Here is a 15,559-nt window from a genome sequence, read left to right as displayed (position 1 = left end):
GCCCATGCTGCGCCTCGAGGACCGCTGGATCTGGGACGCCTGGACCGTCAGGGACGGCGACCGCGTCCACCTCTTCTACCTCCAGGCGCCGATGTCGCTCAGTGACGCCGGCCTGCGCCACGTCAACGCCACGATCGGGCACGCGGTGTCGACCGACTGCGTCGACTGGCAGGTCCTCGGCGAGACCTTCCGCCCAGCGGAGTCAGGGTTCGACGACCTCGCGGTCTGGACCGGCTCGACCGTCTGGGACGGCAAGCGCTGGCGGATGTTCTACACGGCGATCTCCACGGCCGGGCACCACATCTACGACCAGCGCATCGGCTCGGCCGTCTCCGACGACCTGCACCACTGGACCCGGGTGTCGTCGGAGCCGGCCCTGCGCGTCGACCCGGCGCACTACAAGACCCTCTCCTCTCACCCCGGCCCGACCGAGGGGCCAGATCTCGAGGGCAGCAGCGAGACGTGGCGTGACCCGCTCGTGCTGCGCGACCCCGACGGCGACGGGTGGCACCTGCTCGTCACCGCGCGGGCACGTGAGGCGGCCCGCAACGACGACGGCGTCATCGCGCACGCGTGGAGTGCCGAGCTCGAGACGTGGGAGGTGCGCGAGCCGCTCTGCTCCCCCGGTGCCGGGTTCGGGCAGCTGGAGGTGCTGCGTAGCCAGGTCGTCGACGGCCGTCCGGTGCTCGTCTTCACCTGCCATCCCGACGAGATGACGCCGGAGCGGCAGGCGGACGCGAACGGGTGCTGCACCTGGTCGGTTCCCTCGCCCGGACTGCTCGGGCCGTGGGACCTGAGCCTCGCCCGGCCGTTCCGGGCCGATCCGACCCTCTTCGCTGCGCCCGTCGTGACCCGTGCTGACGGCAGCACGGTCATCTTCGGCTTCCACCACGACGGAGCCGACGGCTCGCTGTGGATCGGCGACCCGATCCCCGTGACGCTCGACGCCGAGGGCTACCTCGTGCCCTCCGATACCTGACCCGAGGCGCTGGCCCGAGGACTGACCTGGGGACCTGACCTGGGCCCCATCCGAGCCGATCGGAGTGGTTCCTCCGGGTGCAGACCGGTCTGGGTACTCTCGGGTGTGCCTTCGTTCGTTCTCATTCCGGGTGCCGGCGGGTCCGCCTGGGTCTGGAGTCGGGTCGTCCCGCTGCTGCTCGATGCCGGCCACGAAGCCATCGCGGTCGATCTGCCCGGAGACGACGACAGCGCAGGCCTGGCCCGCTACACCGACCTCGTGGTGGACGCGATCGGTCCTCGCTCGGGCGTGGTGCTCGCCGCAGGGTCCCTCGGCGGCTTCACCGCGCCCCTCGTCTGCCAGCGAGTGCCCATCCGCGAGCTCGTGCTGGTGAACGCGATGATCCCTGTCCCTGGCGAGCTCGCACGGGACTGGTGGGCACACACGGGTGCCACCGAGGCTCAGGAGGAGGCGGCCCGCGCCGGAGGCTACGGGCCCTTCGACGTGTCCACCTACTTCCTGCACGATGTCGACGCAGAGGTCGCGGCGGAGGGCGAGCCGTATCAGCGCACCGAGGCCGACATCGTCTTCGAGTCGGTGTGCGACTTCACCGCGTGGCCGACGGCCAGGATCCGTGTCCTCGCCGGTGCCGACGACCGGTTCTTCCCTGTCGGTCTGCAACGTCGCGTCGCTCGCGACCGGCTCGGGGTCGAGGCCGATGTGCTTCCGGGTGGTCACCTGCTGCCCCTCGCGCAGCCGCGGATGGTGGCCGACTACCTGCTTCAGTCGACCGAGGCCACCCAACCGGGCCGCACCAAGCGGTCGTAGGCGGTCGTAGGCGGGCGGGGCGCCTCGGGTCACTCGTCCCCGCACCCGCCCATGCGCATACGTGCGCCGGTGGGGCGATCCTCAGCGCTCGGGGTCCGCGGTCAGCTCCACCTCGACCGTGTCGCCGGCGGCGCGGCCCGTCTGCTTCCGGGTCTCGGCGTTGAAGGAGACGAGGTAGCGGCCGCCCATCACCCCGATGGTCGTCCGGTACGTGTAGCCGCCGTCGATCGTGACGATGACGGGCACGCGTTTGCCGCGGTCGAAGGCGAGCACCACGGACTCGGGCACGACGATGCCGACGTTGTTGCCGCCAGTCGCCTCGAGCACGGTGCGAAAGCTCGTCATGCGACGAGAGTAGTCGGCCAGAGCTCGCGGCCGGGTGCTCCCGCGTCAGGGGCGAGCCACGGGACGGGCTCTGTCAGTGGGCGCTCGCGCTAGTCACCCGCGGTGTCCTTTGCGCGGCTGACGACCTTCGCGTCTGGTGCGAACACCACGTCGGGGTCCTTGTCCGCGTAGTCGAACTGGTTGAGGAAGGCGCGCAGGGCGTTCACGCGCGCCCGCTTCTTGTCGTTGCTCTTCACGGTCAGCCAGGGCGCGTGCCTCTTGTCCGTGTGCTCGAACATCGCCTCCTTGGCTGCGGTGTACGCCTCCCAGCGGTCGAGGCTCTCAAGGTCCATCGGAGAGAGCTTCCACCGCCTGACAGGATCGATCTGACGGATCGCGAACCGGGTGCGCTGCTCGTCCTGGGTCACGGAGAACCACAGCTTGGTGACCGTCGTCCCCGAGTCGACGAGCATCCGCTCGAAGGCGGGCGCCTGTGCCATGAAGACCTCGTACTCCTCGTCGGTGCAGAAGCCCATGACCCGCTCCACGCCGGCCCGGTTGTACCAGGAGCGGTCGAACATGACGATCTCCCCCGACGTGGGGAGATGGCCCACGTAGCGCTGGAAGTACCACTGGCCGCTCTCGGTCGAGGTCGGCTTGGTGAGGGCCACGACTCGCGCCGCCCGAGGGTTGAGGTGCTCCGTGAAGCGCTTGATCGCCCCGCCCTTGCCCGCCGCATCGCGGCCTTCGAACACGATGATGTGCTTGGCGCCGGAGTCCATCGTCCAGTACTGGAACTTCAGCAGCTCGATCTGCAGCAGGTACTTCTCCACCTCGTAGCTGTTGCGCGACATGAGGTCGTCGTACGGGTAGCCCTCCCGCCACGTCTCCACCGCGCTGCCGTCCGGCGCGATGAGGATCGGGTCGTCCCCATGGTCGTCGCGCACGGTGTAACCCTCCGTGCGGAGCTGGTCGATGTAGGCGCGCAGCGCCATCTTCTGGGTCATGACCCCATTCCAGCGTGAGGACGCTTCTCGGCACAGCCCCTGAGGGGTATCGGGCCCGTCGCCATGCCGGCCAACAGGAACTGTCTCTCGCCAGGACCCATTGACAACATTTATTGTCAATGCCACCTTGGGGTCATGCGGGACATCGAGGTCATCGAGAGCGCCGAAGCGGCCACGACTGCCCTGGACCCGGTCCGGGCACGGCTGCTCGCCGAACTGGCCGTCCCGGCCTCCGCCGCCGGACTGGCCGCGCGGGTCGGGATTGCGCGCCAGAGGGTCAACTACCACCTCAAGGCGCTCGAGTCGCACGGCCTCGTCGAGCTCTTCGAGGAGCGTCGGCACGGCGGCATCACCGAGCGGCTGCTGCGGGCGTCGGCGGCGGCATACGTCGTCTCGCCGGCGGCCGTCAGCGCGTCCGGGGCCGACCCCGGCGCCAACGACGACCACCTCTCGGCGGCCTACCTGGTCGCGCTGGCAGGCCGGCTGGTGCGCGAGGTCGGCGTTCTGGTGCGCCGGGCCGGCGCCTCGGGCACGCGCCTGCCGACGCTGACCATCGACACGCAGATCGGCTTCCGGTCGGCCGCCGACCGGGCCGCCTTCGCGGACGAGCTGACCGCAGCGGTGATCGACCTGGCCGCGCGCTACCACCACGACGACGGGCGCCCACACCGGCTCCTCGTCGCCGCCCACCCCCTTCCCGAGGAGCAACCATGAGCACCACCCCGAACGTCCCCTACCGGCTCGAGTTCAGCGTCGAGGTCCCCGGCACACCGGAGCAGGTCTGGCAGGCCATCGCGACCGCCAAGGGCATGAGCGCCTGGTTCACGCCGACCGAGATGGAGGAGCGCGAAGGCGGCTCCCTGCACTTCACCATGGGCCCCGAGATGGGCTCGGACGGCCAGGTCACTGCCTGGGAGCCGCCGCGTCGCATCGTCTACGAGGAGGACTGGGCCGCCCTCATGGGCAAGGACCCAGATGCGCTCAGCCCCCTGACCTCGGAGTTCCTCGTCGAGGCGCAGTCAGGCGGCACCTGCGTCGTCCGCGTCACGAGCAGCGGCTTCGGCACCGGCGCCGCCTGGGAGTCGGAGTTCTGGGACACCATGGCCCCCGGCTGGATGCCGTTCTTCGACAACCTGCGCCTCTACCTTTCGCACTTCCCCGGGCAGGAGGCCACTCACCTCGAGGCCTCCGCCTCCCACCCCGGCGACGCCGACGCGCTCTGGTCGAGCCTGCGCACAGCGCTCGGGCTGGGCGACGAGGGAACGGAGGTCGAGGCGCGCGGCGCCACCGGCACGGTCGAGCGCGTCGGTGAGCGACAGACGCTGGTCCGGCTCACCGCGCCCGTGCCCGGAATGCTCAGCGTCTATGTCTGGGACGAGGGCAACGGCAGCGCGACGGCGGGCGTCCGGGCCTACCTCTTCTCCCCCGACGCGGCGGACTATGTGCAGCGCGAGAAGCCGGCCTGGCAAGCCTGGCTGCAGGAGCTCGCGGTCCGGGCGTGACCCGGCGTGACCCAATGCCGCGCCGGGTTCACGCACGGACGGCACCAAGCCCCGGGAGGCCGCCACCGCCCACTGATCGCCGATGCGAGAGAAACGTGGCGGCCGGCTGAGAGCCGGCCGCCACGTCAGGCGACAGTCACGAACGCAGCGCGGTCACCTGCTCCACACCACCGCCTGGCGGTAGGGGGTGACGACCACGGGACCGACGAGGCCGTAGGCCTGGATGACCCCGCGGTTGCGCACGGTCGGATCCAGCGCGAAGAGCCGGTTGTTGAGGCTGGTCGCGACCCGGACCTCCAGCGTGTTCTCGCCCGCCTTGAGGTAGGGCCCGACGTCGATGCTGCCGGTGACCTGGTCGACCGCGAGCGCCTGGCCGTTGACCGTCACCCGGAAGGTGTCGGTCACCTGCCCGAGGTTCAGCGTCGCTCCGTAGCTGCCGTCCCAGCCGGCGGGCAGAGCGAACGTCGTGCGGTAGCTCCCGACGCCGGACGCGTCCTTGAGGGCTGGGATGTCGGGCCACGCCTGGAGCGACGAGAGATCGACCGACACGGGGACCTTCGTGGTCTCGGACCCCGCCGCACCTTGCGTGCCATACGGATTCGTCGGCTGCCAGTCCTCTGCGTCGAGGTGCCACGGGCGTGACGTGAGGTCGACGGGAGCCGGTGCGGCACCGATGGTCGAGGTGACCTTGGCGCCCGACTCCAGCGTCGTCACATACGTGCCGGGCAGGGCCGCTCGAGCGACGATCGATGCTCCGACCTGGGCGACCGAGTCGGCCGTGGTGGCTGTCACGTTGGTGTCGGGCCGGGTGACGCCGAACCGGTTCGGGTCGTTGCTCAGCGCGATGACGGTCGACTCGTCCCGGGCAAGCTTCACGCGCACCGTGACGGTCTGACCCTTCCGGGTGTACTGAGCGATGGGGGTCACCTTGCCGCTGAAGAGGTCGAGCGCGTACGGCGCACCCTTGCCCTCGAGGGTCACGGCGGTGTCGACGGAGGCGCCGGTGGCCATGCAGGGGTTGAGCCCCGCAACGGTGCGGCGGCATGCCGACGGCTCCTCGTAGAGGTTGCTCGGGTTGAGCCCGAAGGTGCCGTTGCCACCCTGCCAGCTCTCGACGCCCTGGTTGTAGAGCCAGTAGTAGTCGGTGCTCGTTCTCGAGTCCGACCGTCGCACGCTGAGCAGAGACGTCGGAGCCTCCGGCTGCGCCTGTGGCGTGATCCCCAGGTCAGCGAGCTTGGCCGGGACATCGGCCTCACTCGCGACCCGGGAGACACTCTTCTGCGCAAGGATCTGCGCCATCACTCCCGCGAGGGTGGCGTCGCTCTGCGCCTCGCTGCCCGTGCCGTTGGGCTGCCCGACGAAGATGACGGGCAGGCCCGACTTCGCATAGCCGAGGATCTTCTGGGCGGCCTCGAGCGACAGGCTGCCGCGCGCCGTGTTGCTCGTCGGGAAGAGGAACTGGTCGAAGACGAAGGCCTTGTAGGCCGGCCCGGCCTCCGCGAGCCGCTTGTTCGTCACGACAGCGTTGGGCAGGTCGAGCAGGTGCTCGTCGAGGTAGTCCCACGTGTAGCCGGAGCGTTGGAGCCCGAGATCCTGCCAGTGCCGGTTGTTCGCGTCGGTCGTCGAGAAGGCGGACGGCGACGAGTAGTTGCGCAGGTAGACGGCGACGTCGGTCTTGGCGATGCCCTGGGTCAGGACCAGGTGGTTGCGGGCGAAGTAGTCGTTCATCGCCGGCGAGTCGCCGTAGTAGGGGGTGTTCGCGTTCCACGCGTTGGAGAAGCTCACCTTGTTGGCGTTGAACCCCATACCGGGCCACGTCGTCGTCGGCGTGTAGCGCTGCGGGCGGACGTGGTAGACGATGCGGTTCACGCCGCCTGCGAACTCGTGGTTCATGCGGATGATGGCGTCCTGGAAGGTCGCGACGTAGCTCTCGTTGAGAACGGCGCAGCACTCGGTCGAGTACCACGTGTTGCCGGTCATGTGGTTCGCCGAGGCCATCGGGCGGTAGATGTCTGCCTGGTCGCTACCGGTGAGTGACTCGTACTCCGACCGGTCCAGCACGGCAGACGTCTCGAGCTGGTCGCCGATCGAGGTGATCGGACCGTCCTCCTGCTGCAGCCGCAGGGTCGCGTCGTATTTCCGAGACCAGCTCTGGAAGGGGACGAGCCGGTTCTGGGTGTAGAGGGTGCTGCGCACGCGGTTGAAGTCCGACCGCACCCGAGCGCCACTGCCGTCGCTGAAGGAGTAGAAGACCGCCGTGGGCGACGGCGGGCCGCCGAGCCCGGCGCCGGCCATGGTCGGGTCGACGAGCGCGGCAAGGTTGGGCACGATGTCGTAGCCCGCGCGGGCCTGGAACTCGCTTCGCATGTCGCTGGCCCAGAGCTCCTCGGGAGCGCCCCACGGGTCGCTCGCGTGCGAGTCGACGAAGAAGTCGCCCTTGTTCGCCTTCATGAGGTCCCCGAGGCCGTCGGCGAAGTAGGCGTCGTAGGCGTCCGTGACCTGCTTGGTGCCGGCCAGGCTGAGGGTCTCGGGCTGGGCTCCGAAGGGCACCGCGCGGAAGGTGAGCACCACCCACTGCGACCCTGCTGGCTCAGCCGGAGCCGTCCAGCTGAGGTCGCCGGTCTGGGTGCCGCCGTTGTAGCCCGCGGTGTTCGTGCCGGTGAGCCGACCGGTGAGGTCCACGACGGACGACCGGTCGAGGCCCACGGTGCCCGCCGTGGCACAGGGCGCCGAGGTGCACCGGTACGCGAGCACGGCCACGATCGTGCCGGGGTTCCCGCTCGTCGGACCTGGCACCGGCCCAGAGACGGAGCCGCCGGCACCGACCGTCTGCCGGAAGGTGCTCAGGGTGCGCCTGGCGTGGTCGTCCGAGGCCGAGTAGGTCGTTCCGGCAAGCCCGTTCGCCGCCTTGAGGCTCACGGTGATGCCGAGCTGGTTGGCGAGGGTGAAGATCGCGGTGAGCTGCTCCTTGGTCGGCGCGCCGCCCTGGCCGATCTCGACGCCCGCGATGTTGTTGTCGTGCATGTCGCGCAGCTCGGCCTGCAGCTCCGCGATCGAGGTCGTCGCCGGCGCCCAGTTCCAGCGGACCCACGGCATGTCGTTCTGGGGCGGGTCGGCGAACGTGGCCGCAGTCAGCGGCGTCACCGGGTTGATCGCAGCGTATGCCGCGGTGAGTGGCGGTTGCGTCGAGGCGGCGCCGCCCGCAGCCGCGCCACCGCCGGCCGAGGTCGCGAGCAGCGCCGCGGCGGTCGCGAAGGTGACGACCCCCAGTGCGACAGGTCGGGCACGACTCATGCGTCGTGGGCGGGTTGCCACAGGTGGACGGGGCACAGCACTGTGCATGGTGGTCTCCGTTCTCAGGCAGGTCCGTCGTTGGACCTGCGGGGGCGGCCATGCGGTGAGACGTCCGACGCGCGAGACTGCTCCATCTCGCTGCTTGAATCGTTTCACTGACCGTGCTACCAATCTTGGAGAGCACCGCGTGACGGGTGCAACAGGCGCGGGGACCTTCCTGATCGCATCTCTGTATAGGCCCACATAAGCGAGGTGATGGCAGATGGATGCTCTTGACCGGCTCGACTGGAACCTCGTGCCTGCGCTGAATGCCCTTCTCGTGGAACGGAATGTGAGCCGTGCTGCCCGTCGGCTCGGCATCAGCCAACCGGCGGCCAGTGGCGCCCTGGCCAGGCTGCGCCGCACCTTCGAGGACGATCTGCTCGTCCGTGGCCACAACGAGTACACGTTGACACCTCTGGCTCAGCGACTGCTTCCCCTCACGCGGCAGGCCGTCGCCGCGGCCCGGGACGTGGTGGGCAACGCCAGGTCGTTCGAGGCCGCCGCCAGCACCCGCGAGTTCGTGATCGTCTCGACCGAGTACGGCCAGATGCTCATCGGGTCGGTGTTGGGCAAGGCCGTCGCCCGCGCGGCGCCGCACATCCGCCTGAAGTTCCTCTCTCCGTGGACGAGCACGACACCGCCAAGCGAGTGGCTGAGCACCGTGGACGGCTGGCTCGCACCTCGAGACATCTTCGTCGACATGCCCTCCACCGGCCTTCTTCCGGATCGCTGGGTTCTCGTCGTCGCGGACGACAACGACCGCGTCGACGACGATGGCCTCGGAGTGGAGGACGTCGGTCGCCTCACCTGGGTGGTCCCCACGGTGCCCCGCGACCCGCATCCGTGGACTCGACGGCTCCATGCCTATGGCGTTGACCTCAAGCCGTCCGTGGTGACCCAGAGCTTCGGATCGGTGCCACACCTCGTCGCCGGCTCGCCGCACGTAGGCATCGTGCAGGAGCGCCTCGCGGCGCCCCTCGCCCGGACACTCGGCCTGCGCGTCCTCGCTCTCCCGTGGGACATGGGCGCCTTGTCCCTGACCCTGTGGTGGCACCCGAACCGAGAACACGACGCGGCCCACTGCTGGCTGCGTCAGCAGGTGGCCGACAGCATGGCCCACGTGGCAGCGCACGGTGTCGCCACGGACCGGTAGTCCCGCCCCGCAGCGACAGACTGTTGACCAACGGCTTGGCGGCAAGGCGGCTCGCCGATCGCTTCGAGGGCAGATGCGGAAGCGGGCGACGGGCCGATCGGCCACCCATGGGGGTCGAAGTCCCGCTCCTGCAGGTCGTGATGGAACTGGCGAGGGGACTCGAACCCTAACCGCCTGTCAAAAGACATCGGGCAGATTTCCCGACGCTGCCATCCTGACCTGCAACAACGTCGAACGTCTTGCTGTGGACTGCGCTTCTCGTGCGATTAGCGTGCGATTAGGGACCTGCCCGACCGGTGCGGCAAGACAGCTACAGCTGCCCACAACACACCTCCCGGAGGGCGCCGATGCAGCGGACAGCTGAGGCGTGAGACTCCGGCTGTCACCACGTGACATCGCCCGCGCACGCGCGACTCAGTCAGTTTCGAACTGGCGCTTGGCTATGCCGGCAGCGTCGGCAATTCGCACCCGGCCGAGTCGCTCCCAAGACGCATCATCCCGAAAGCGTGGATTCAGGTCCCCGTCTGCGGGGTGCCGTCGGACAGAGTCGGAGAGATGAGACCGAACACATTGCCGTCCGGGTCCAGCAGGTACCCCACCCGGCCGACGCCCTGCATGTCTGCCAGTGGCAGGGCCTCTGTGCCACCGAGCTCCAGGCCCTTCTGGAACAGCTCGTCGACACTGCCGTCGACACCGACCACGAAGTTGCTTCCGTTGACCGGTGCCCCCCGCTCGGGGGCCGGGCCTTGGCGCTGGGTGAGCCCGCCATTGATGCCGCGGCCGGGCTCGTTCAGGCCGATCGCACCGTCGCCGGTGTCGATGGCCCAGTACGTCATGTCGCCGAACTGCGTGAACGTCCACCCGAACAGGTCGCCGTAGAAGTCGATGAGACGCTGCGGGTCGGATGCCTGGATCTCGAAGTGCACGACGAGGTTTGCCATGATGCCTTCCTTGGCCGGTGGATTCGCACGCTACGCCCGGCACCAGGACGCGGTCTAGGCGTCCCCGGACCTGAAGTTGGCTGAGGCGATCGGCCAGCCTTGAGCGGCACCATCCGCTGATCGAGCGCACCCGAGTTCGCCCCGCCGCGTCACCCGACGCGGACGCGTGCCAGGCCCTGCACGCCCATGGCGGTCTGCCTCTCCCTGGCCCCTCCCATCGTGTCGCCCTCGCGCGTCGGGGCAGCAGGGGCGTTGGTGCCTCGCCATCGCCCGTCCGTTGCACGCCGCGCCCCCGTCCTACACTCGGGGACGCTGGACGCGACCCCCGATGCCCCGCAGACCCGGCGGCGGCGAGTCGCGGCGGTCCTGCTCGGGTGGGGTCCGCATCGCGGCGCCCACCGGGTCGCCCTGCGCGCCGGTGTCTCCGTCCTCGTGCCGCTCCTCGCCCTCGTCCTCGCGGGCCGAGTCGAATCGACGGCGTATGCCGCCTTCGGTGCCTTCACATCGCTCTACGGTCGCAACCACGGACGCGCCGAGCGGGCCGGCATGCAGATCGTCGACGGAACCTTCCTCACGGTGACCGTCGTGCTCGGCGTCGCCGTGTCGCTCATGGCGTTCATTCGCGTGCTTCGCGGACGGTTCGGAGCACGGCGATATTTGCGATTCGCCGCGACGCCGGTCGAGGTGCCCTAGGCCGTTCACGACCGCTCCCCCGATCACATTCCGAGGTGACGGCCCTCAACCGCGGGAACAATTGGTCATGGACGCGCTTCACCTGTCGGGGAGCGAGTCAAGGACACGATCGAGGTGGAGCATGCGGCCAATGAGGCAAGCGGCGGTACGCGCGGGAGCAACGTCCGCGGAACGTGCTCCTGAGCAGTACGGCTCGCCGTGCCCGGCAGGGGTGAGCCGCTGATGGCACGGGTGCGCGGGAGCATCGACATCGCTCGCCCGGTCGGCGAGGTGTTCGATGTGGTGGCCGATCAGACCAACGAACCGCGGTACAACCCGGCGATGAGTGCGTCGCGCCGGTTGACCGACGGGCCGATCGGGGTGGGGACCCGCTTCCGGTCCACGATCCTGACTCGCGGCAAGCCACTCGACGTCGAGATCGAGACCACGGGTTACGAGCGTCCCACCGAGGTCGCCTCGCGCAGCGTCATGGGACGCAGCACGGTGACCGGAGCGCTCCGTTTCGACCCCGTCCCGTCCGGGACCCGACTCAGCTGGGACTGGGACGTGCACGTCGGTGGAGCGGGCCGGGTCCTGGGTCCGCTCATCGCTGTGATCGGCCGTCGTCAGGAACGCGCCATCTGGGAGGGTCTCAAGCGCTACCTGGAGACCGGTGCCAACCGTCAACACCCGTAGGAGAGATCGACCTGACGGCGGCCAGACCCGACCGGCCCCGGACAGACCTCCCCTGCTTCCACCCGCTCTCGGCAGCGAGGAGACTTCACGTCTCGACGGTGCGACGCTGCGCGGCAGTCAGCGGCTGAGCCTGGTCCGCACGATCTCTGCAGTGCTGTGGGTCTCCAGCGACAGCGGTTCCGGGGCGTACACGCTCGCGTGCGAGTTCGACCACGCCTACGGCACACCCAAGACGTACGCCGCCCTCGTCGAGCTGGAGACCTGGGCCGGAGGAGGGGGACTGCTCGTCATCTCGCCCGCGACCGCAACCGGCACAGCGACCCCGCGCAACCTGACGATCACGCTGATGCGCTGACCTGCGGAACACTCGAATCGAGAGAGGCGACAGACGGGAAGGTGTAGCCAGTCTGCAGGCGGCCTGTCACCGGCTCGGGGGTCCCGCTGTCGCCTCGCACTGCTGCCTCCATGTGCCCGGCGGCCGTACCGTTCCACCACGCCGGCGAGTCCTCACCCGCACCAGTTGGGGCAGGGCGAGAATGGTTCTCATGAGCCTCCCCGCGGTCCATCCCCGTGAGCGGCCGGCACCGCAAGCGAACCCTCGCTGCCGCCCGCCACGCCGGCGCCGTCCAGCTGGCGACCGAGGGAGGTACCTACTAGAAGGTCGCCGACGAGCTCGGCTACGTCAACCGTCGGCACGGTCTTCCGCATCGTCCATCAAGCCCTTGGGCCGTGAACGCCGGGACGCGGTCGAGGACCACCAGCAGGTTGAGATGGCGCGCCGGGATGCGCTGCAGGTCGCCCGTGGGACAAGGCCCTCGCTGGAGACGCGGAGGCAGCCCAGGAGGTGCGCGGCATCATCATTGCCAGGGTCCGGCTGCTTGGGCTGGTTGCACAGGGGAAGCCTCCGACGGCCTGGAGACCCGGCACCGTGGTCCTGACGGCGGAGGACCGCGAAGTTCCTGGGCTCTAGGCCGGCTTGTTGCATCTCACGTGTTGCCGCCCCCGTAGCCCTTGGGCCAGGACCCATGACAGATCGCCCCTTCCCGCTTGCGCGGCCCGTGGCTATGGTGTGCCTGCCCGTTGAGCAGACAGCTGGCCCTCAGCCCGACCGTTGCAGGAGCGGCACGATGACGACTACCCCTCGCCCCATGCCCGAGCCCACGCGTACCGCCCAGACAGCAGCCTCGGAACCCGCGGCAGACGACGCGCTGACGGAGACCGAGCAGTTCATCCTCGAGATGCTGGAACGGCTGGACGCCGCCGACGTGAAGGCGGGCCAGCTGCAGCTCGCGTTGGACCACAGCCGGGACATCGGCGCGGCGGTGGGGGTCCTGATGTCGCAGCACAGGATGCCGCAGGACGAGGCGTTCGAGCTGCTCCGGCAGACGAGCCAGGATCAGAACCGCAAGCTCTACGCGCTGGCGTTGGACGTGGTGAGGACCGGCGAGCTCCCCTCCGCCGACTGAAGAGAACACATCAAACGGTGCAACGTCATGAGGGTGGCCGCCCATACAGGGGTCGGAGGGCACCGCGTCGTACCCCGAGGGCGTGGTGCCCTGCCCTGTGAGCGCTTGGCCCGAGCAACAAACAAGGGGCGCCGTCGCCTGAGCCACTCTGCTGGACCCCGGCGGCGACGCTGTTGACGGCCTACCCGTTCCGTAGGGCTCAACTACCGCCGCGCGGCCGGTGCAGACGACCATTTGTGGTCGCCCCCGCCCCCGGAAACCCGAGGGCGGATCAGGGCTCGGGATTTCTGCGCGGTGGCTCCTCCCCGGGTCACGCCGGTGAGCGAAAGTTGTAGACGTACTTGTCGCCGGAGCCCCCGAAGCTCGACCCGGTGTCAGCGGGCGAGAGGTAGATCGTTTCGTCGATGACCAGCGCGCCGGTTGCGCCCAGTCGGGCAAGCCGCAGGCCCCTCGTTGGGCAGTGCGCAGGTCGCAGCCCTCGTCGCGACTCAGAGAGAACTTGCCTGGCACGCCGCGCTTGACCGAGGACGTGTTCGACCCGTGAGCGTGGACGGACTCGGCGGCCTGGGGCGGTGAGCGTCGGCGCTGGCGGCGTGACCGATCGGACGCTGATGGCCACGGTGGCCTGCGACTGGGTGCCACCCTCGGGGACTGCGGTGTAGTGGAAGGATTCCGAGCCGACGAAGCCTGCGTCCGGCACCACGTGCGGCGGGATCGCCACGGTTCGCCGGCCGGCGGCGGACGTCGGCGCGCCAGCGACCGGGCCTCCCTTGACCCAGGCGACGGAGCGGTCGACGCACACCGTCCCTCTCGTGAGATCCACGTCCTTGCGGCGTAGTTCAAGAACCTCGCCGATGCGCAAGGCGCACCAAGAGCACAGGAGGGCGATGGCCCGACTGTGCTCGGGGAGGGTCGCCACGATGGTGTCCAGCTCGGCCACGGTCGCAGGCCTGATCTCGCGAGCTCGCGGCGCATTGGAGGCGGACTTGATTCGGCACGGGTTCGCGGAGATCTCCTCGTCGGCCAAGGCGGTGTTCAGTACGGCCTGCAAGAGCGCGTAGGCCCGGGCATTCACCGTCGGGGTCGACGGGTTCAAACCGGCCCACCACACGCGCACCTGGCTCGGGGTGATGGACGCGAGCGAGCGATCGCCGAACACCGGAAGCAGGTAGCGCTCGAGCAGGTGCTCATAGCCGTCCCTGGTCCGGGGCTTGAGCGGGCGGTCCGCCAGCCAACGCCTCGCGTATGAGCTGAAGCTGGACGCGGTCCGCGTCTGCATGCCCGCCACCGGCGATTCCCACCGTCCGGAAGCGACCAGGTTTCTCTCGGCGCCCAACCACGCCTCAGCGTCGCCCTTGGTCGCAAAGGTGGTCGGCGAGTTGTGGCGGGCCAGGTCGGGGCCGACATAGCTGGCCTGCCACCGCTTGGAGGGCAGCCGCCGAAGATGTCCGAAGCCTCGCTTGTTGGGCTTGTTCGCCACCCGCGACCCTCCCGATCGAGCCATCGCCGTGCGATTAGCGTGCGATTAGCGTGCGATTAGAGAGTACATCTGGGCGGTCTCGTGTCCGCTTCTGACTCTGGGTCGTAGCGCACTACAGAACCACATAAGCGCAGGTCAGAGCCTGTTTTCGCAGGTCACACGATGGAGCTGGCGAGGGGACTCGAACCCCTAACCGCCTGTTTACAAGACAGGTGCGCTACCAATTGCGCCACGCCAGCACGCCCCGAGACCGGGAGCAGCCGGAGCACCAGCCCAGCCACCGTCATCGGGACGGCGAAAGCGTAACGGAGCGGGACGGCATACCGGAAAGCCGCCCACGGCAGCAGCGCCGTCAGCGACCCCCAGAACGCAGAAGGACGGCCCCGCGAGACCCAGGGGGTGATCGCGCGGGACCGTCCAGCTCTGCGAGACGTCAGCCGGCCGGAGCCGACGTTGCCACCGGGCTCACGGCAGGCGGATGACCTGGCCGACGTAGATGAGGTTGGCGTTGGCGATGGTGCCACGGTTGGCGGCGTAGAGCGCCTGCCACCCGCCCTTGACGCCGTGCTGCTGGGCGAGCTTGCTCAGCGTGTCACCGCTCTTGATGGTGATCTTGGCGCCGGTCGCCGTCGACGCGCGGGTCAGCGAACGCGAAGCCTCCGTGTTGGACGACGTGTTGGTCGTCGCCTTGGGCGCGGCGTAGCTCTTCTTCGTCGTGACCTTCTTGGGCGCGGCGTAGGTCTTCTTCGTCGTGACCTTCTTGGTCGTCGTCGCCGTGGAGCCGGTGGACGCGGTCGCGCCCGAGGCGCCGCCGTTGGACCGGGTCAGGCCCGCGCGGACGGAGCAGACGGGCCAGGCGCCGGGGCCCTGCGACTTGAGGACGCGCTGGGCGACGGTGATCTGCTCGGACTTCGTCGCGAGGTCGGCGCGCGAGGCGTACTGCCCGCCGCCGTAGCCACGCCACGTGCTGCCCGAGAACTGCAGACCGCCGTAGTAGCCGTTGCCGGTGTTGATGCTCCAGTTGCCACCGGACTCACAGGCGGCGACGCGGTCCCAGACGCTCCCCGCGGCCGAGGCGGAGCTTGCGGCCCCGATGCCGGCGACCACGGTGGCCGCGCCGGCGATGCCGACTCCGGCCATCCGCTGCTTCATGGAGAGGCGCTTGGCCACGGCGTGCTTGGACTGGTAGTGCATGG

15 protein-coding genes and 1 tRNA gene are annotated in these 15,559 nt (G+C 69.4%); 9 read left to right on the top strand and 7 right to left on the bottom strand.

Annotation, left to right across the window (positions count from 1 at the left end; all coding sequences use genetic code 11):
- Positions 1-4: 4 nt before the first annotated feature.
- Positions 5-979, top strand: coding sequence for a glycoside hydrolase family protein (locus FHX52_RS15570; RefSeq protein ID WP_141823231.1), 975 nt, complete (start codon positions 5-7; stop codon positions 977-979).
- 105 nt (positions 980-1,084) lie between these two features.
- Entirely contained in the window at positions 1,085-1,786 is a 702-nt protein-coding gene (locus FHX52_RS15565) for an alpha/beta fold hydrolase (protein ID WP_141823230.1), read from the top strand.
- Positions 1,787-1,867: 81 nt separating this feature from the next.
- Here FHX52_RS15565 and FHX52_RS15560 read toward each other — a convergent pair whose 3' ends face one another.
- Together FHX52_RS15560 and ppk2 are read right to left on the bottom strand one after the other, a co-directional pair.
- Positions 1,868-2,131, bottom strand: a complete 264-nt coding sequence (locus tag FHX52_RS15560; RefSeq protein ID WP_141823229.1) for a DUF1905 domain-containing protein — start codon at positions 2,129-2,131, stop codon at positions 1,868-1,870.
- A gap of 89 nt (positions 2,132-2,220) precedes the next feature.
- Positions 2,221-3,117, bottom strand: coding sequence for a polyphosphate kinase 2 (ppk2, locus tag FHX52_RS15555; RefSeq protein ID WP_141823228.1), 897 nt, complete (start codon positions 3,115-3,117; stop codon positions 2,221-2,223).
- 135 nt (positions 3,118-3,252) lie between these two features.
- Here ppk2 and FHX52_RS15550 point away from each other — a divergent pair, with 135 nt between their 5' ends.
- Complete coding sequence (locus tag FHX52_RS15550; RefSeq protein WP_141823227.1) at positions 3,253-3,831, top strand: ArsR/SmtB family transcription factor; 579 nt, start codon at positions 3,253-3,255, stop codon at positions 3,829-3,831.
- On the top strand, positions 3,828-4,619 hold the full coding sequence (locus FHX52_RS15545; RefSeq protein ID WP_141823226.1) for an SRPBCC family protein: 792 nt from the start codon (positions 3,828-3,830) through the stop codon (positions 4,617-4,619). The genes FHX52_RS15550 and FHX52_RS15545 overlap by 4 nt, the downstream gene beginning before the upstream one ends.
- A 153-nt stretch (positions 4,620-4,772) precedes the next feature.
- Here FHX52_RS15545 and FHX52_RS15540 read toward each other — a convergent pair whose 3' ends face one another.
- The gene (locus FHX52_RS15540) at positions 4,773-7,913 is read right to left on the bottom strand and encodes a glycosyl hydrolase (protein WP_185747313.1); all 3,141 of its coding nucleotides are present in this window, start codon (positions 7,911-7,913) and stop codon (positions 4,773-4,775) included.
- A gap of 262 nt (positions 7,914-8,175) precedes the next feature.
- Here FHX52_RS15540 and FHX52_RS15535 point away from each other — a divergent pair, with 262 nt between their 5' ends.
- Positions 8,176-9,108 (top strand): LysR family transcriptional regulator, encoded by a 933-nt coding sequence (locus FHX52_RS15535; RefSeq protein WP_141823224.1) that lies wholly within the window; start codon positions 8,176-8,178, stop codon positions 9,106-9,108.
- Positions 9,109-9,620: 512 nt separating this feature from the next.
- On the opposite strand, the gene FHX52_RS15530 is transcribed toward FHX52_RS15535, so the two are convergent.
- Positions 9,621-10,049 carry a VOC family protein gene (locus tag FHX52_RS15530; protein WP_141823223.1) on the bottom strand — a complete coding sequence of 143 codons (429 nt, stop codon included), beginning with the start codon at positions 10,047-10,049 and terminating at the stop codon, positions 9,621-9,623.
- 255 nt (positions 10,050-10,304) lie between these two features.
- Between FHX52_RS15530 and FHX52_RS23920 the strand changes: the two genes are divergently transcribed.
- The 4 genes from FHX52_RS23920 to FHX52_RS15510 all read left to right on the top strand — a co-directional run bounded on the left by FHX52_RS23920 (position 10,305) and on the right by FHX52_RS15510 (position 12,883).
- On the top strand, positions 10,305-10,742 hold the full coding sequence (locus tag FHX52_RS23920) for a hypothetical protein (protein ID WP_185747312.1): 438 nt from the start codon (positions 10,305-10,307) through the stop codon (positions 10,740-10,742).
- Between the two features lie 222 nt (positions 10,743-10,964).
- Positions 10,965-11,417 (top strand): SRPBCC family protein, encoded by a 453-nt coding sequence (locus FHX52_RS15520; protein ID WP_141823222.1) that lies wholly within the window; start codon positions 10,965-10,967, stop codon positions 11,415-11,417.
- A 151-nt stretch (positions 11,418-11,568) separates the two neighbouring features.
- Positions 11,569-11,772 carry a hypothetical protein gene (locus FHX52_RS15515; RefSeq protein ID WP_141823221.1) on the top strand — a complete coding sequence of 68 codons (204 nt, stop codon included), beginning with the start codon at positions 11,569-11,571 and terminating at the stop codon, positions 11,770-11,772.
- Between the two features lie 793 nt (positions 11,773-12,565).
- Positions 12,566-12,883 (top strand): ANTAR domain-containing protein, encoded by a 318-nt coding sequence (locus tag FHX52_RS15510; RefSeq protein WP_185747311.1) that lies wholly within the window; start codon positions 12,566-12,568, stop codon positions 12,881-12,883.
- 310 nt (positions 12,884-13,193) lie between these two features.
- Here FHX52_RS15510 and FHX52_RS15505 read toward each other — a convergent pair whose 3' ends face one another.
- The 3 genes from FHX52_RS15505 to FHX52_RS15495 all read right to left on the bottom strand — a co-directional run bounded on the left by FHX52_RS15505 (position 13,194) and on the right by FHX52_RS15495 (position 15,557).
- On the bottom strand, positions 13,194-14,363 hold the full coding sequence (locus tag FHX52_RS15505) for a tyrosine-type recombinase/integrase (protein ID WP_246070029.1): 1,170 nt from the start codon (positions 14,361-14,363) through the stop codon (positions 13,194-13,196).
- Between the two features lie 163 nt (positions 14,364-14,526).
- Positions 14,527-14,602, bottom strand: a tRNA-Thr gene (locus tag FHX52_RS15500).
- A 226-nt stretch (positions 14,603-14,828) separates the two neighbouring features.
- Complete coding sequence (locus FHX52_RS15495) at positions 14,829-15,557, bottom strand: LysM peptidoglycan-binding domain-containing protein (protein WP_141823218.1); 729 nt, start codon at positions 15,555-15,557, stop codon at positions 14,829-14,831.
- Between the last annotated feature and the right edge of the window lie 2 nt (positions 15,558-15,559).

Source organism: Humibacillus xanthopallidus (assembly GCF_006717145.1).
GTDB classification, from domain to species: domain Bacteria; phylum Actinomycetota; class Actinomycetes; order Actinomycetales; family Dermatophilaceae; genus Humibacillus; species Humibacillus xanthopallidus.
The sequence above is the reverse complement of the archived record's forward strand: the minus strand, read 5'-3'. Positions and strand labels throughout refer to the sequence as shown.

Bases quoted from the DNA above. Each gene is read 5' to 3' on its own strand.
- FHX52_RS15545 (WP_141823226.1), top strand. From the start codon at position 3,828: ATGAGCACCACCCCGAACGTCCCCTACCGGCTCGAGTTCAGCGTCGAG.
- FHX52_RS15560 (WP_141823229.1), bottom strand. From the start codon at position 2,131: ATGACGAGCTTTCGCACCGTGCTCGAGGCGACTGGCGGCAACAACGTC.
- FHX52_RS15530 (WP_141823223.1), bottom strand. From the start codon at position 10,049: ATGGCAAACCTCGTCGTGCACTTCGAGATCCAGGCATCCGACCCGCAG.
- FHX52_RS15495 (WP_141823218.1), bottom strand. From the start codon at position 15,557: ATGCACTACCAGTCCAAGCACGCCGTGGCCAAGCGCCTCTCCATGAAG.
- FHX52_RS15535 (WP_141823224.1), top strand. From the start codon at position 8,176: ATGGATGCTCTTGACCGGCTCGACTGGAACCTCGTGCCTGCGCTGAAT.
- FHX52_RS15570 (WP_141823231.1), top strand. From the start codon at position 5: ATGCTGCGCCTCGAGGACCGCTGGATCTGGGACGCCTGGACCGTCAGG.
- FHX52_RS15510 (WP_185747311.1), top strand. From the start codon at position 12,566: ATGCCCGAGCCCACGCGTACCGCCCAGACAGCAGCCTCGGAACCCGCG.
- FHX52_RS15520 (WP_141823222.1), top strand. From the start codon at position 10,965: ATGGCACGGGTGCGCGGGAGCATCGACATCGCTCGCCCGGTCGGCGAG.
- FHX52_RS15540 (WP_185747313.1), bottom strand. From the start codon at position 7,913: ATGAGTCGTGCCCGACCTGTCGCACTGGGGGTCGTCACCTTCGCGACC.
- ppk2 (WP_141823228.1), bottom strand. From the start codon at position 3,117: ATGACCCAGAAGATGGCGCTGCGCGCCTACATCGACCAGCTCCGCACG.
- FHX52_RS15550 (WP_141823227.1), top strand. From the start codon at position 3,253: ATGCGGGACATCGAGGTCATCGAGAGCGCCGAAGCGGCCACGACTGCC.